We start from the raw sequence: 15,349 nt of genomic DNA, 5'->3' as shown, positions 1-15,349 counted from the left end.
ACGTAGGCATCCGATTTCGCAGGGTCGTAGCGAAAGTGGTGCTCTGGTCGATCGGGAGCATTCAGTCCGGACACTACCCGCTTGGTGCATCGTTCTCATGGCTACACCTCGTCTCTCGGTCATCTGCTCATGGTCCGAAAAAGTCGTTGGTAAGGAAGCTCTTTCAGTGTGTCCGTAACCCGATCGTCGATCTCGACACGCAGGGCGAGACCCTGGCGCCGCACGGCGTCGGCGAACGCCTCCGCCGCCGACTCCTCGGCGCGATAGTGTTGCACTGGTAGCCCCTGAACTCCGAACTCGACAGCGATGTGACGCTCCATCCTGATCACCTACGAATCTCGTCAGGTTCAGCTCGGTCCGGGTTGGATTGAGTCAGCAATCCCCGAGCGCCCATCAGGTGCTGCCATATGCGCGGTGGCTGTGTGCGAGCAACCCTCGCCACAGGCCGAGCCGACAGAGTACGAGCACGCGCAAGCCGGGCCGCCTTGGCGCGGCCACGCGCGCCATCTCGACCGCGGCGAGCAGTTCGCCGACGTCTCATGTGGCCGAGAACACCGGCGTAAGGACGATTCATCATGGCTGGCAGACTTCCATTCGTGCAGCTGTCGACTGATAGCGCGCGTGGTAGCGATCCGGTGCCGCGATTGGGTTCGGGAAGTCGCTCCCTCGTTGGCCGGATCGAACGGTCTTTCGGTGCCTCGCACACTAAGTCGCATCGCCGCTGGTGCTCTACCAGCTTCTTGTCAATTCTCGGTCGTTTTCTGTCAGCGCGAATACCGCAACGGCGATCTACCGCCGAACCCGCGCCGTTCTGGCCCCCGCGCCCACAAGTGCGGAAAAGGTATAGCGGTAGACGCGAGAAGCCAGGATCGGCATCGACGTCCAGCTCAGCTCAATTGCGCTGCGGCGGCTCGCATGACGGGGTATGTCGAATGTCAGCGGGTACTGGTCCAGTTTCGCCGACTGGTTCCGCCGTCTGGCTACCGTGCCGGCTACTGGATCGCACAACGAAGGAACGCGGTTCGGTATCGACCACCCTGCGACAGCGAACCTCAGTAAACCATTAGCTATCTGGGTTGAGATCGACGCAACGGCGATCACCGGCCGCCAACGAGGCATCAGACACGGGATGGCCCACAAGCATTCACTTGGGTTGGCTGGACTGAGGACTGCACTGCAGAAACGCTGCCATCGAAATATGCTGAGGATTAGTATGTTTGACGTACCGGTCTGTCCTGTCACCCCACTGACGGGCATGAGCAGGGAGTTCGACGTGACTAGGTTGCACGGGGCAGACATTTCGCCGGGACTCATCGCTTCCCCAGCGGACCCGAGATTACTGCCGGCGGCGCGCCGTCTCCTACGCTTCCCTGACGCGCAGTAGCCGGCATCGGCCATCGGGCCAATGTCCAACTCAGCTCTCTCCCTTCTGCTTTGCCTGTCGAGTGCTGTCGCCGTGAAGGCGAGGTACCTCATCAACTTGCTCTTGCCTCTAGGAGGAACCCTCTGTGACGTTCCCTCAGGACACACAACCCCGCCCCGGCGCCAACAGGTCCTTGGGTGACACCCAGGACTCCCGCGTCCAGCTCTACAGCGCGGAATTCGCCGCTGATCCGCATGGTGCCTATCGCGAGATGCGCAAGCGTTACGGCTCGCTGGTCCCAGTCGAGATCTATCCAGGAGTCTCCGCGACCTTGGTCATCGGCTACCACACGGCGATTTCCATTCTGCAGGACAAGAACAATCGCTTCTCGGCCGATCCTCGGCGCTGGCAAACCTCGGTTCCCAGTGACTGCCCGATCCTGCCAATGGTGGAATGGCGCCCCAACGCGTTGCGGAGCGACGGTGTCGAGCACCATCGCTACCGGGCAGCCACCAACGATGCGCTCGAAGGCGTCGACCAGCACGATCTGCACGACATGGTCGAGCGTGCAGCGGCGTCGCTTGTTGCCGCGTTCCCGTCGTCCGGATCCGAATCGGAGCGGACCGCTGATCTGATCAGCACCTACATCCAGCCGCTCGTTTTCATGGTGCTCAACGAAATACTCGGGTGCCCACCAGAAATCGGCGCGGACATCGCCGCGGCGAGCGCGGCGCTGTTCGATTCGACCGACACCCAGACCGTCAACGCCATGTTCGATGACGCGTTCCTCAAACTCGTACAGCTCAAACGCGCCCAGCCCAGCGACGATGTCGCTACCCGGCTGGTCCAGCACTCGGCGGGCTTGTCGGACTACGAGCTGATCCACCAGTTCGTGACATGCTTCTCGGCGGGGATGGAACCGGGGCAGAACCTCATCACCAACACGCTGGTGCTCATCCTGACCGACAGTCGTTTCGACGGCAGCGGAACTGGGTTCATCCCGACCGGTACGGCGGTGGATGAGATCTTGGCCATGGACCCACCGCTGGCCAACTACTGCATCACTTATCCGCTGCAGCCGATCCTTGTCGACGGCGTGTGGCTGCCCGCCGATCAGCCCGTGATCACGAGCATGGCCGCGTGCAGCAACGATCCGCAGATCAACACCGGCGACTACTCCCGCAACGGCTGGAACCTGGGTTGGGGCGCCGGCCCGCATCAATGCCCCCAGCATGCCCGCTCAGCCGCCTATCGCATCGCGGTTGATGCCATCGACCAGCTTCTCGACGCCGTGCCAGAACTGCGCTTGGCGGTGCCCGCACAAGATCTGCAGTGGCGCCCTGGCGGATTTCACCGGTCGCTGGTCGCGCTGCCGGTCGTCTTCCCTGCGTCGGCGCCGCCGAGTTCAACGTAAGAGAAATAGAGAAAGCGAGGTGGGCCGGGGGGACTGTGAGCCTATGAAACCCGGGGGTCCGCGAATGTCGGCAGTCCCGGGTCGAGATTCTCTGGATCAGTTTCGAAGGGTGCCGCATGACCATCGCAGATTTTCCCGCCCAGTCCGCCACCGAATTGTCCCTGGCAGCAACCGAATCCACCTCCACTCGAGTGACTGTCGAGGGACTGCAGACGGTGATCTTCGGCCCCCACTCCGCGCTCTACGCCCGGGTCCGGGATGTCGTGGTCGCCCTCGCCGATCTGCCAGGCTCAGAAAGAACCTACCGTGAAGAAACGGAGCTCGCCCCCGACTTGTTGCGAGCGGCGATCGCCGGGCTGGGCCGCCCGGGCCACGAGATCGCAGCCGACACCTGGCTGCGTGGTGCGTTGTGCGACTGGGCCCAAGTCGCCTCGCCGCGACTACTACTGGTGCTGACCGGGCATTTCGATCTTGCCATCGGCGCTATCCTCGCGCTCGGTAACGGCTCCGAATACCAGCAGCGATGCTTGGCTGAGCTGGACACCGGCGCCGCGCTGGGGGTCCTGGCGTTGACCGAACTCGGGGGCACCAACGGTGCCGACCAACAAACTCGCGCCACCTGGGACAGCGCTACCGGAGGTTTCGTACTGACAACGCCATCGGCGCAGAGCGCGAAATTCATGCCCAACGTCGCTGACAGCCGCACTCCCAAGATCGCCGTCGTCACCGCCCGTCTCATCGTCGACGGCCGCGACGAAGGAGTGTTGCCCTTCCTGGTATGGCTGCGAACAGCGGACGGCGCGGTGGCCGACGGCGTCGAAATCGTGCGACTACCCGACAAACCCGGCGCCCCGATGGATCACGCCATGATCCGGTTCCGGGACAAAGACAACGACCGCGTTTGGCTGCCGCGCGAGGCCCTGTTGGGTGGCACGTGGGCCCGCATGAGCGAGGATGGCCGGCTGCACTGCGAACTCGAGCCCCGCCAACGCTTCCACGCCGCGATCAGTGTCTTGGGTAACGGACGTTTGGACCTGGCCACTGCCGCAATCGCCAGCGCGAGAGCCGCTATAGCGGGACTGGCTAACTACTCACGCCAACGCCAGCCGGGCGACAAGCGGATGAGCGAGCGCGACGCAGTCCAGCTCGACCTCGTCCGCACTTTGCCCGCGACATACGCTGCCACCGTGCTCGGCCGGCGTGTTCGCCAGATGCGTGCGGAGTCTGTCGAACCCGATGCCGTGCAATCGTTGTGGTCGATGCTGGTGAAGCCCCTGCTATCCAACGCAGCCAAACAGGTACTCAGCGTCATGCGCGAACGTGCGGCCGCCCAAGGCGCATTCCGCGCGAACTACCTTGTTGACTGGATCGAGAACCTCGAGGCGATCATTACCGCCGAAGGCGAGAACCAAATCATGCAGGTCACCGCAGGGAAGTCGAAGCTGGACCTGACCGCATTGCAGCTGCCTGACACACCAGCGTTGCTGCCCTGGTACCTCAAACTGCTCATCAAACGCGAAGACGTGATCGCCGTGGCTCTCCGCAGCCGCTGCTATGAGCCGGCTGGTGTAGTCCTGGGCCGGGACTCCGCGGCCATCGAACTGGCTTCGGCGACCGCGGAGCGCCTCGCCGCGACCGCTCTGCTCGCCGAAGCCGCCGCGGCCACGGACCCCGTGGCAAAGGGGCTCATCGAGTCAATGGCGGCAGCTTACGCACTGGGCTGTATCGAAGCGCGCGGTAACTGGTACAACGCGCAGCAGCTTCTGTCGCCCCGGATGGCGGGTACCGTCATGCACGAGCTGGTGGGCCAATACAGAATTCTGGTCGGCGGTGCGCCGCTGTTGATCGAGGCTTTCAACACACCACACCTATCCGGCGCGCCGATGTTCGCCGCTGACTACATCGAGGCGTGGAAGGCGTACGCCGGCTGGGACGATACGACCTTCCGGTAACCTCGCGTCACTGCCACCCTGCTCCGTGACAGCTTCCTGGCTGATGCTATCCGGGGGTGCAGGGCCACGAAGGAGGTACGGGGTCGGGGTGTCGGAGGCATCCGTGCAAGTACTGGCACGCGGCACCCGTGCAGGTCGGCGGCCGAACTAGTTGGTGACGAGTACGGCTTCCGCCGGATAGGCTATCTGTCAGCGCATCAGCCGAACAGCTGTTCGCGCGCCTGAGCCGGACTTTGCCCGTAGTGCGCTCGATATGCTTCTCGGAAGCTGCGCGTACAGCTGAACCCTTCGTCGAAGGCGATTCTGTCCATATCGACTGGCAATGCAACGGATAGTCGCCGGTGTGCGCGTTCGACGCGGACCGTGCGCAGAATCGCACCGGGCGAGGGGTAGCCGGCTCTTTTCAATGCTCGGTACAGCGTGCTGACGCTGATGCCCAGTATCTCGGCGATAACTTCCGGGGTTACGCTGGAGTCGTGCGCGTGCTGTTCGATCAGACGTCGTGCGCGTTCAGCTTCTGTCGCGCGCGCACTGAACTTGACCTCCGGGTACGGGTTGAGTACCCCGTTGAGTTGCATGAGCGCGCTGGAGAATTGGACGCTGTAGTCTGCGGCCGTCCAGCCCGTGGTCTCGACAAGTAATCGAACTTGTGTGTCCAGCGCTCGCACCAAGGGACGTCTCTCATCCAGTGCGAGCGGTGCGTCGGCGGCTTGTTTGTCGTCGACCGAATTTTCGGGAACAGTAAGGATGAGGCAACTGATATCTTGCTCGTGTGTCATGAACAGGGGCTCGTTCCACCGGAAGAATCCGACTTTGCCCGGGTAGAAGATTTCCCTGGAATCACCTTGCTCGAACCTGAAGAGCCCACGCAGCGGGACGAGGAGTCGATAGCTGTGATCATCGCCGTCGGCTCGTATATTGCGTGCGGTACGGCGATAGTCGAGGGGGCTGGTGGTGAATTTGACGATCTGCAATTTCCCGACACTCTGAGCAAATGCGGTTGAACGGAAGTCGTCGGCCCGGAAAGCCAAACCTACCGATCCCTGCCTTTCCTTCAGATATGTATCCCAGGACCCTGCTGGATCTGTGGCATCGGACTTGAATTCCTCTTTCTCATATTCCACGCCGGTCATATGGACGCCCCATTCAACTACTGTTGCAAGCTACAACTAAGCACAAGACTAAAAGAAGACGGCCGAGGGGTCGTGTCGAGCATCCCGTAGTGTGCGCGGTAAGCTGACGCCGCATCCGACACCGCGGCCGTTCACGCGCAGTTCAGCAGCACTGGAAGCCGGCGATGCCCATTCGAAATGAACCCCGGTGTTGTCCCGAGCCCCTCGGATTCGAGCTCCATGGTCGGGAAGCGCGCGAAGATCGCCGGAAGGGCTACCCGCGCCTCCAGCCGTGCGAGGGGCGCGCCCAAGCAGTGGTGGGCGCCATGCCCGAACGCCATATGGTCTCGGACGCTCGCGCGTGTTGGATCGAATCTGTCTGCGGTCTCACCGTGGACCTCAGGGTCTCGGCTGGCCGCGGCATAGCAGACGAGGATCGGATCACCGGTGGCAATAGACGCAACGCCCAGATTGATATCTTTGACCGCGTAGCGAAGCGGCACGTGTGCTGCGGGGGACTCGAATCGCAGTACTTCCTCGATTACCTGGTCCCAATTCAGCCTGCCGTCGGACGCAGCGGTGAGGTACTGCTGGTGCGTCAACAGCAGGTATATCGCTTGGTCGAGCAGGCTGACCGTCGTCTCGTGTCCGGCGTTGACGGTCAGGTAGAGCGTCCCGATGAGCTCGTATTCGCTGAAGTTGGTTTCGGGGTCGTCGGCCGCTTGGATCAGGGCAGTGGTCATGTCCTGATCGGGGTTCGCGCGTCGGTACGCGACCAACTCCTGAAGCAGCGTGATCATCTGTTCTTGCGTTGCCATTGCTGTCTCTTTGCTGACGCCGGTGTCGAAGACGCTGTCCACGCACGTCCGAAGAGGCTGGTTCAGACGTTCAGGTACACCCAGTAATTCACTGATCACCCGAATCGGAAGCGGGTAAGCGAACTCTTCGCGCAGATCAACCACCTGACCAGGTGCCTTGGCCTCCAAACTTGCCAGCAACTCCTCGACTATCTCCTTGATGCGAGGTTCCAGTGCAGCTGTGCGTCGATGGGTGAATGCCTGCGCGACGGCTTTGCGCAGCCTGCGGTGATCGTCGCCATATGCGGTAAACATGCTGGGGACCTGCACCCAGTTGCCCAATTCCCAGTCTGCGGGGATCTCCCCGTTCTGGAACGCCGGCCAGTGACGCCGCGGATCCTTCGAAACCTCATCGCCGGATAAAATCTTCTTGAGGAGCGCCGCGTCGACGACAGACCATGCTCGGACCCCGCCCGGGAGCTCAACCAGGGTAACCGGGCCCTGCTTACGAATGCGGGTGATTTCGCCCTGGATGTCCGAACCCTCGGGATCGAGGACGATTGGGTCGGAGTGGATATCCATCGAGAACTCCTGTCTGCACTATGGATTGTCGGCCAGATCGATCGGTGGGCTCTTGGGGAACGTAACCGGTAGCGAGGACAATGCCCGATGGAATGGTCCCGGCCGCCACAGCAACTCGGATGAGGGCACCGCCAATGTCATTTCCGGCAATGCGTCCAACAGTTGATCGAGCGCGTCCTGCACGATCAGATATCCCAGCTCTCGCGCGGGGCAGGCGTGCTGGCCCGCGCTGAACGCCAGATGCGACCGGTTGCCGGTGATGTCGTCGGTGCGGATTGCCGGATCGTTGTTGCAGGCGGCCATACTGATCAACACCGGCTGGTGTGCCGGCAGCCAGACATCATCGATGAGGATCGGCTGCCGCGGATAGGTGATGCAGTAATTGGCCATCGGAGGGTCGCTGAACAACACCTCGTCGATTGTGTCGCGAGTCGAAAGACTCCCCCCGTGGACGCTGCCTGCGAACCTGTCATCGGTCATCATCAGCAACAACGTGTTCAATATCAGGTTCTGTGGAGGTTCGATGCCGGCGGCATACAGCAACACCAGCTGGTGCAGCATTTCCTCATCGTCTAGCCCGGCAGGGTGCTGAGCAAGCCAGCTCGTGACGTCGGCGCCCGGTGTGCGGCGTTTGGCCGCGATGAGTTCCAGCAGCGCCTCAGTCAGAATCCTGTTGCCTTCGGTGGCATCGGCAGTGGTGTCGAACATCGCCGCCATCCCGGTCGCCGCGCGTTGGCTGATCTCAGGGGTGCAGCCAAGAATGACATTGAGAGTGCCGAAGACGACGGGTAACGCATACTGGTGGACCACATCGCAGCGCCCATCCAGGCAGAACGAGTTGATCTGCGCGACGGCGATCTTCTCGATGATGGCGTGCAAGCTGTGCAGATCGACCTGGTCGAGTGCCGCAGCCGCGGCCGACCGGTAGCGCGTGTGGTCGTGGCCGGCGCTGCGAATGGGGTTGGGACGCCATTCCATCATGGGCAGGATCGGGCAGTCGGAGGGGATTTCGCGTTCCCAAGTGCGCGGATCTGCGGGGAAATGATCCGGATCGTTGAGGATTCGCAGGGCGACGTGATAGCCGATGACCAAAGTGGCCGGGACGCCCGGCGCCAGCTCCACGGGCGCCAGCGCGCCGAAACGGCGCCGCATCTCTTGATAGGCGCGGTGCGGGTCTACCGCGAATTCCTCCGACCACAGACGCACGCGTCGACCACGGAAACCGCTGGGTGCCGTTTCGGAAATGGCTTCTCTCTCAACAGTCAACGTCTGCCGGTCCTAGGGGAGTAGTCGCAGGTTGAAGCGACCGCCGCCGCGGCCTCGTGTCCGACGCGAACGCGAGGCCGGCGGCGGCGTGCGCCCCCACCCAACCTTTGACAGGTCCATCTTGCACAGTAGGTCGCGGCGTCAGCAGAGCTCTACCTGTTTCTTGTCATTTCGCGGTCATTTTCTGTCACCTGATGCCGGGAACCTACGGGCGAACCGGTGGGAGAGCCGGTGTTGCACCTGCGATCATGGGTTGCCTGATGCGGCCGCGTTGCTGGTCCAATGCGTAGGTGCGGTTGGCTGCCGCTGTGGAGTGGCCAGATGGCGTCAGGGTGGTAGCGCCACTCGGCTGTCGCCGTGGTGCTACCACGGCTCTGGTGAGCAGCTCGCAGCCACGCATCAAGGCCCCGTCGGTGCGCCGCTGACCGCGAACCGGGTGGGTGGTCGATCAGCTGTCTCCGCTGACTGGGGACTGGGGACTGGGGACTGGGGACTGGGCGATGGTGGTCGCATTGAGGCGAATTCTTCAGTGAGACAGTCGAGTTCATCGGCGGGGACTCGCTACCGATCACCGGTCGCACAAGCTGGAGCTGCGACGGTCGCTATTCCCCACGCGCGTCCCAATCAGGTCGACCGGCCGTCGATGCGTCAGGGTAGCGTTCGAGTTCTCCTTGGACCACGACGACGACCGACTCGCCTCCAGCAAGGCTTCTTCAACGCCAGTCGCGAATCGATAAGGGCTGTCCATCATCCGGCCTCGGGGACGAATCCTTCGAGGCTGTCGACGGCGCCGTAGGTCACCTACGCAACTTTGCCTGCAGCTCTTTGTAAATCGCTGCCCACATTCCGCGATCACGGTCCTCGCTCGGATGCCGATCTGACGTTGCGCCGTGGCCTGGCGGTGGCCGCCGATGAGCGGTTGCGCACCGACGATACGTTGGTGTCTGTTGATCATGGGCGGATCGTCGGTGTCGGGGACGCTGTCGCACCGCCTCTACTTGTGGGGGAGCACCTGAGAATGAGTTGCCGAGCAGGGATGCCGATGGGGGCGCACGGCGCCGATACGGTGCACACGCCGATCCTGACGGCCGCCCGATGAGCGAGCCCAACGGGCGTACCGAAGTCACCAGCGGGCTGGACGTGTTCGACCGGTTCCGGCCGCTGCTGTTCACCATCGCCTACGAGATCCTCGGCAGTGCGGCCGACGCCGAAGATGTTTTGCAGGACAGCTATCTTCGCTGGCGCGACATCGACCCGGACGAGGTAGAACATCCGCGCGCCTATCTGGTGCAGATCGTGACGCGCCAATCGCTCAACCAGTTGCGGTCCGTGCGCCGCCGCCGCGAGGACTATGTGGGCAACTGGCTGCCGGAACCGATCCGCACCGAACACGACGCCAGTCACGATGTGCTGCTTGCCGAATCGGTGTCGATGGCCATGCTGCTGGTGCTGGAAACGTTGAGTCCGACGGAGCGGGCGGTGTTCCTGCTGTCGGAGGTGTTCGGCCACAGCCTGGTCGAGATCGCCGACATGATCGGCAAGTCCGACACCACCGTGCGCCAGATCGCGCACCGGGCCCGCGAACACGTGCAGGCGCGCCGCAAACGCTTCCAAGCCGACGCCGACACCAATCGGGCGGTGCTCGATCGGTTCCTGCTCGCCGCCCGCACCGGCGACGTGCAGAACCTGATGGACGTGCTCGCCCCCGATGTCGTGCAGATCTCCGACGGCGGCGGAAAAGCCATCGTCGCCGGTCGCCCGATCACCGGTGCCGCGGCGGTCGCCGGCTTCCTCATCAAGCTTGCCCAGCACAGCATGGCGGGCATGGTCGTCGAGTTCGGCAACTTCAACGCGCTGCCCGCGATCCTGCTCAGGTCCGGGGACGGTCAGCTCGACACCGTGCTGATGATCGAAATCGCTGGGGACCGCATCACGGGCCTGTACGCGGTGCGCAACCCGGACAAGTTGCGCTCCGCCGACGTGCTGCGCCCCCTCGATCGGCCGCAGGACATCTGAGCGAACCCCCGGCGTGGCGGAGACCACAGGTGCCCGGATGTCACGGTCGCGAATCGGGCGGTGTCTCAGAGCATGTCCGGTTCAACGCAACCTGAAGGAGCGTCGTCATGAAAGCCCTCATCGTGTGCACCTCGGTGTCCCATGGCAACACGAAAAAGATCGCCGACGTCATGGGGCAGGTGCTGCAAGCCCGGGTTGTCGACCCGCGGCACATCGATGCCGCCGAGCTGGCCGGCTACGACCTCGTCGGGTTCGGCTCGGGGATCTTCCTCGGCTCCTTCCACGCCCAGCTGCGGGAGTTCGTCGAGTCGCTCCCGCAGGAGCCGCGCAGCACCGCATTCATCTTCGCCAGCAGTGGTTTTCCGGATGCCGGTATGCAGCGCTTCTCCCGCCCGATGGTCCGCCTGCTGGAGCAGAAGGGCTTCGAGGTGGCCGACACCTTCTCGTGCCGTGCGCTCGACACCTACGCACCGTTCAAGCTCGTCGGCGGCATCCGGAAGGGGCGACCCGACGCCATCGATCTCGCGGCCGCGCACACGTTCGCAGAGGGACTTCGAGTACGACTGGGCGCAACGCGTTGAGGATCCTGCCGCCGCAGACGGTGGCGCTTCTCGAAGAACTGGATCGCGCTGTCGAAAGGGCTTAGACCAGCGTGGCACGGCCTTGCGCGTACTCGATGAGGCTCTCCGCGTACGCCGATTCGTCTCGAGCCGCGAGGTACGTCCGCAATTGAACGCACGCGTCCTCCAGCTCCGGCCCAGGCCCGCGATCAGCGAGCAGCACAACGATCGCCTCCCAAACATCACCCTGCGGATCCGGGTCGGCCAGCAACTCGTCCAGATACCGGTCCGGCTCCAGTAGTCGTAGCGCGCGCCGCGCGTAGGCGTGCACGCGCTTGGGTAGCTCGGCACGAATGGCGTCGACGTCTGCCGCCAGCGCATGCCTGCCGGCCGTTGCCGGGTCGACCCCCAGCGACCACGGCTGGGTCAGCTCGTCCGGTATGCCGTGGTCACTGATCAACCCGGGGCCGGTCGCCTGCTCCAGCGGTACGAGTGGGCGACCGAGCTGTGTATTGCGCCAGTTGCGGAATTCCCACCAGGCGGCGGGTGTCGCGTCGAGGGTCAGGCCGAACTTCAGGACCTGCTGTCCTTCGGTCCACGTGCGCAGCACCCGGGTGCGGCTGACCGACGCCACACCCCCGGGCACGACTCGCACCCACATGTCATCCGAGCCCTGGAAGCCATAGGGCTGCAGCAGCTTCCCTGCCTCACGCATCAGTCGGCGCAGCGCCGAATCCGGTCCGACCACTTCAGCAGACTAGCGGCACCGACCGACACAAACCGGGCACCAACCATCCCGCTGTGTTTCGCGCGGGTTCAGGGGTTATTCGGAATCCAGCTGGGACTCGGATAGGTAGGTCTCTACCGGCTGACCGTTCTCGTCCTCGAGCGTCACCCGGTACCACGGGCTGTCACGGACGGAGGGGTTGAGGCTGAGGTCGTTTTCGTCGTGGGCCGGCGAGTACTCCGTGTCGACCGCGTCTACGACGCCGTGACGTCCGATGGAGACGTGGCGGACTCGGTCGCCGACAGCGAATTTGGCTTCCGTCATGATTCACGCACCTTTCCGATACAGGTCACTGTATCTGTCTTGCGTGCAACAACATTGAGGAACGAGAGTCGGGGCAGGCGGGGGCGTCGGCGGCTGGTGCTCGGAGGCGATCGGGTCGGCAACCATCGGTTTGCTGCGCGGCAACGAAGATGAGAGCGGACATCTGTGGGTAGGTGTTGATGTATCGACTACCCGGAAATGACCCACCGAAACTGGTCGGTTTGCTTCCGGTCGGCCACATCCAGACAACTGCCTTACAGTACAATCGTACTAAGTACGCTCGTACTGTTTACGAGAAGGGTTTCGTATGTGGGATCCGAAGAAGTACCTCGATTTCGCCGATCACCGTGCCCGTCCGTTCTTCGAGTTGATCAGCCGGATCGACGCCGAAAAGCCGCGCCGCATAGTGGATTTGGGCTGCGGGCCGGGCAATCTCACCGGTGTGCTCGCCGAACGATGGCCGGACGCGCAACTCGACGCCCTCGATTCCTCGCCGGAGATGGTGCAAGAAGCGCAGGAGCGGGGCATCAATGCCAGGGTCCTCGACGTGCACGACTGGGCGCCGGACCCCGAGACCGATGTCGTCGTCAGTAATGCTGTCCTGCAATGGGTTCCGGATCACCTGAGCCTGCTCGCGGAGTGGCTGCCCGCTTTGCCGTCCGGCGCCTGGTTCGCCATGCAGGTGCCCGGCAACTTCGACGCGCCGTCGCACCGGGAGATTCGCGCGCTGGCGACCGAGGCGCGCTGGCAAGCCCAGCTGGCCGAGATCGCGCTGCGCAGCGCCGACGCGGTGTCCACGCCCGCCGACTATGCGACGGCACTGGCCACCGACGACACCATCGTCGATATCTGGGAAACCACTTACCTGCAACGACTTTCGGGACCGGATCCAGTGCTGGAGTGGGTAACCGGCACCGCGCTGCGACCGATTCGCGCCGAGCTGGACGACGAAGATTGGCGCGAGTTCCGTACCGAGCTGGCGGCCCGCCTGCGCATGGCCTACCCGGCGAGGTCCGACGGCACGACGTGGTTCCCGTTCCGCCGGATCTTCGCGGTGGCGCACAAGCCCTCGTCCTGAGGCTGTTGCAATAAACATACGGTCGACCGTATTGTTCCCAATATGGCGGAGTTGAAACCATCTGTCGGCACCAGCCCGGCCGTCGTGCCGTGGACCGCGGTGTCGGTGGTCATGGTCGGCATGTTCATGGCCATCCTCGACGCGTACATCGTGGTGGTGGCCGGCCCCGCGATCCGCGCGGATCTCGGTGCCACCGAGGGGCAACTCCAGTGGATCCTGGCGGGTTACCAGCTGAGCTACGCGGTCCTGATGATCACCGGCGGCCGCATCGCCGACATGTATGGGCGCAAACGGATCTTCCTGCTCGGCGCGGCGGTGTTCACGCTGTCCTCGATCGTGTGTGCCGCCGCGCCGGGCCCTGGCACGTTGATCGCGGCGCGGGTCGTGCAGGGACTCGGTGCCGCGCTGCTGGTTCCGCAGGTCTTCGCGATGATCGCTGTGCTGGTGCCGGAACGCAGCAGGCATCAGGTCTTCGGCGTGCTGGGTGTGGTGATCGGCATGGCCAGCATCGGCGGCCAGCTCATCGGCGGGTTGCTGATCAGCGCGGATCTGTTCGGTGCGCCGTGGCGCGCGGTGTTCTGGGTGAACGTGCCGATCGGGGTGGCGATGATCCTGCTCGCCGCGAAATTCGTGCCGGAATCACGCGTGGCGGGGGCACGCAGACTGGATGTTCCCGGCGTACTCGCGTTGAGTACCGCGCTGTTCCTGCTCACCTTCCCGCTCATTCAAGGGCGCGAGGCGGGCTGGCCGTGGTGGACCTGGGCCTGCTTCGTGGCGAGCGCGGCCGCGTTCGCGCTGTTCGCGGTGATCGAACGGCGCGTCGCCGAGGCGGGTGGCGACCCGCTGGTGGATCTTGCTCTGTTCGCTCAGCGCTCGTTCACGGTGGGCATCCTGCTCGTGCTGTGCGTGTATGCGCTGCTCACGTCTTACTATCTGGCGCTGTCGATTTCGCTACAGGAGGGCCTCGGCATGTCCGCCCTCGGCGCGGGTCTGGTGTACGCGCCCGGTGCGGCGACGTTCTTCGTCTTCGGCATGGTCGCGAGCCGCGTCGTGCCGAAATATGGTCGGCGCGTACTGGAACTCGGGTCGATCTTGATGGTGGTCGGTTATCTGTGCACCGTGGTGGTGCTGCTGTCGAGCTCGGAATTCCCTGTGGCGCTGGTGATTGCGACGATCGTGCTGCAATGCGCAGGTGGTGGCCTGCTCATCACGCCGCTGCTCAACACGGTGCTGTCCGGGGTCGGCCCGGCGGCTGTCGGCACGGCGTCGGGGGCGCTGTCGACTGCCCAGCAGATCGGTGGCGCGCTGGGCGTCGCGGTGATCGGCGCGGTCTTCTTCGCCGCGTTCCAGCCCGGCGCGGACACCGGCGCTGCGGTGGCGGGGCACGCGTTCATGATGTCTTCGATTGCGAATTTAGCTGTCGCCATTGTTATTTCGGTGCTGGTACGTCAACTGCCTGCGGTCAGGGCGAAGTGAGGAAACCCTCGACGATGCGCCGAGCCCGGCTCATGGCGTCCTGCTCGCCCACGCGCAGCGCGGTGTTGGTGGCGCACAGCACCGCATCGATCTGATAGGCGGCGAGTTCCGGATCGACCTCGGCGATGTCGCCCGCGCGCACCGCCTCGCGCAACTCCCGCTCGAGGATGTGCACCCACGCCTGCCGGTCCCGCAGCAGCGCGTCGCGCAACGGTCCCGGCCTGCTGTCCTGCTCCGGCATGTTCGCGACCCAAAAGCAGCCGCCCGCGAACAGGGGAGTTGCGGCGTAGGCGAGCCAGCTCTCGATCAGCGCCCGCAGCCTGGCAATGCCGTGCGGGGTGGACCTGGTCGGTTCGATCACCTCGTCGACGAACAGGTCGCGCGCGTAGTCGATGGCGGCCAGCTGCAAGGCTTCCTTGGTCTTGAACAGCGTCTGGATGCCCGCTTTGCTCAGCCCCGCGTCGGTGGCGAGCCTGCCGAAGCTCAAGCCCGCCAGCCCATCGAGCGAGGCGATGTCCACCGCGTGCCGCAGCACGGTCTGCCGCGTCTTCGCGCCGCGGAGCAGGCGCTTATCGGTGATCTCAGCCGGCTCGCGCCGGGTGAGGACCGTGGAGTCGGGGCCACTTTCCATACGGTCGATCGTACTCAGGCTAGCGAGAAACGGTCATCGGACCGCCGAATC

General features: G+C 64.0%; 13 protein-coding genes. 6 read left to right on the top strand and 7 right to left on the bottom strand.

Annotated elements, in window-relative coordinates; all coding sequences use genetic code 11:
- Positions 1 to 119: 119 nt before the first annotated feature.
- Positions 120 to 320: a hypothetical protein gene (locus IBX18_RS34035; RefSeq protein ID WP_194837570.1), complete on the bottom strand. Its 201-nt coding sequence runs from the start codon at positions 318 to 320 to the stop codon at positions 120 to 122.
- Positions 321 to 1,508: 1,188 nt separating this feature from the next.
- Here IBX18_RS34035 and IBX18_RS34030 point away from each other — a divergent pair.
- Together IBX18_RS34030 and IBX18_RS34025 are read left to right on the top strand one after the other, a co-directional pair.
- Positions 1,509 to 2,777, top strand: coding sequence for a cytochrome P450 (locus IBX18_RS34030; RefSeq protein WP_306796534.1), 1,269 nt, complete (start codon positions 1,509 to 1,511; stop codon positions 2,775 to 2,777).
- A 116-nt stretch (positions 2,778 to 2,893) separates the two neighbouring features.
- Positions 2,894 to 4,729, top strand: a complete 1,836-nt coding sequence (locus IBX18_RS34025; protein ID WP_194837569.1) for an acyl-CoA dehydrogenase family protein — start codon at positions 2,894 to 2,896, stop codon at positions 4,727 to 4,729.
- 197 nt (positions 4,730 to 4,926) lie between these two features.
- On the opposite strand, the gene IBX18_RS34020 is transcribed toward IBX18_RS34025, so the two are convergent.
- The 3 genes from IBX18_RS34020 to IBX18_RS34010 all read right to left on the bottom strand — a co-directional run bounded on the left by IBX18_RS34020 (position 4,927) and on the right by IBX18_RS34010 (position 8,426).
- Positions 4,927 to 5,862 carry a helix-turn-helix domain-containing protein gene (locus tag IBX18_RS34020; protein ID WP_194837568.1) on the bottom strand — a complete coding sequence of 312 codons (936 nt, stop codon included), beginning with the start codon at positions 5,860 to 5,862 and terminating at the stop codon, positions 4,927 to 4,929.
- Between the two features lie 131 nt (positions 5,863 to 5,993).
- Positions 5,994 to 7,220 (bottom strand): cytochrome P450, encoded by a 1,227-nt coding sequence (locus IBX18_RS34015; protein WP_194837567.1) that lies wholly within the window; start codon positions 7,218 to 7,220, stop codon positions 5,994 to 5,996.
- Between the two features lie 18 nt (positions 7,221 to 7,238).
- On the bottom strand, positions 7,239 to 8,426 hold the full coding sequence (locus IBX18_RS34010) for a cytochrome P450 (RefSeq protein ID WP_306796533.1): 1,188 nt from the start codon (positions 8,424 to 8,426) through the stop codon (positions 7,239 to 7,241).
- A gap of 1,155 nt (positions 8,427 to 9,581) precedes the next feature.
- Here IBX18_RS34010 and IBX18_RS34005 point away from each other — a divergent pair.
- Both IBX18_RS34005 and IBX18_RS34000 read left to right on the top strand, forming a co-directional pair.
- Positions 9,582 to 10,502 carry an RNA polymerase sigma-70 factor gene (locus tag IBX18_RS34005; protein ID WP_194837566.1) on the top strand — a complete coding sequence of 307 codons (921 nt, stop codon included), beginning with the start codon at positions 9,582 to 9,584 and terminating at the stop codon, positions 10,500 to 10,502.
- 107 nt (positions 10,503 to 10,609) lie between these two features.
- Positions 10,610 to 11,083, top strand: coding sequence for a flavodoxin family protein (locus IBX18_RS34000; protein WP_194837565.1), 474 nt, complete (start codon positions 10,610 to 10,612; stop codon positions 11,081 to 11,083).
- Between the two features lie 61 nt (positions 11,084 to 11,144).
- Here the strand turns inward: IBX18_RS34000 and IBX18_RS33995 are convergent, their stop codons facing one another.
- Positions 11,145 to 11,810, bottom strand: coding sequence for a hypothetical protein (locus IBX18_RS33995; protein ID WP_194837564.1), 666 nt, complete (start codon positions 11,808 to 11,810; stop codon positions 11,145 to 11,147).
- Positions 11,811 to 11,885: 75 nt separating this feature from the next.
- Positions 11,886 to 12,113 (bottom strand): heat shock protein HspQ, encoded by a 228-nt coding sequence (gene hspQ, locus IBX18_RS33990; protein ID WP_194837563.1) that lies wholly within the window; start codon positions 12,111 to 12,113, stop codon positions 11,886 to 11,888.
- Positions 12,114 to 12,420: 307 nt separating this feature from the next.
- Here hspQ and IBX18_RS33985 point away from each other — a divergent pair, with 307 nt between their 5' ends.
- Positions 12,421 to 13,191 (top strand): trans-aconitate 2-methyltransferase, encoded by a 771-nt coding sequence (locus IBX18_RS33985; RefSeq protein ID WP_194837562.1) that lies wholly within the window; start codon positions 12,421 to 12,423, stop codon positions 13,189 to 13,191.
- A gap of 42 nt (positions 13,192 to 13,233) precedes the next feature.
- On the top strand, positions 13,234 to 14,667 hold the full coding sequence (locus IBX18_RS33980) for an MFS transporter (protein ID WP_194837561.1): 1,434 nt from the start codon (positions 13,234 to 13,236) through the stop codon (positions 14,665 to 14,667).
- Here the strand turns inward: IBX18_RS33980 and IBX18_RS33975 are convergent.
- Positions 14,654 to 15,298, bottom strand: coding sequence for a TetR/AcrR family transcriptional regulator (locus tag IBX18_RS33975; protein ID WP_194837560.1), 645 nt, complete (start codon positions 15,296 to 15,298; stop codon positions 14,654 to 14,656). The genes IBX18_RS33980 and IBX18_RS33975 overlap by 14 nt on opposite strands.
- Between the last annotated feature and the right edge of the window lie 51 nt (positions 15,299 to 15,349).

Source organism: Nocardia sp. XZ_19_369, from assembly GCF_015355715.1.
GTDB lineage: Bacteria > Actinomycetota > Actinomycetes > Mycobacteriales > Mycobacteriaceae > Nocardia.
The sequence above is the reverse complement of the archived record's forward strand: the minus strand, read 5'-3'. Positions and strand labels throughout refer to the sequence as shown.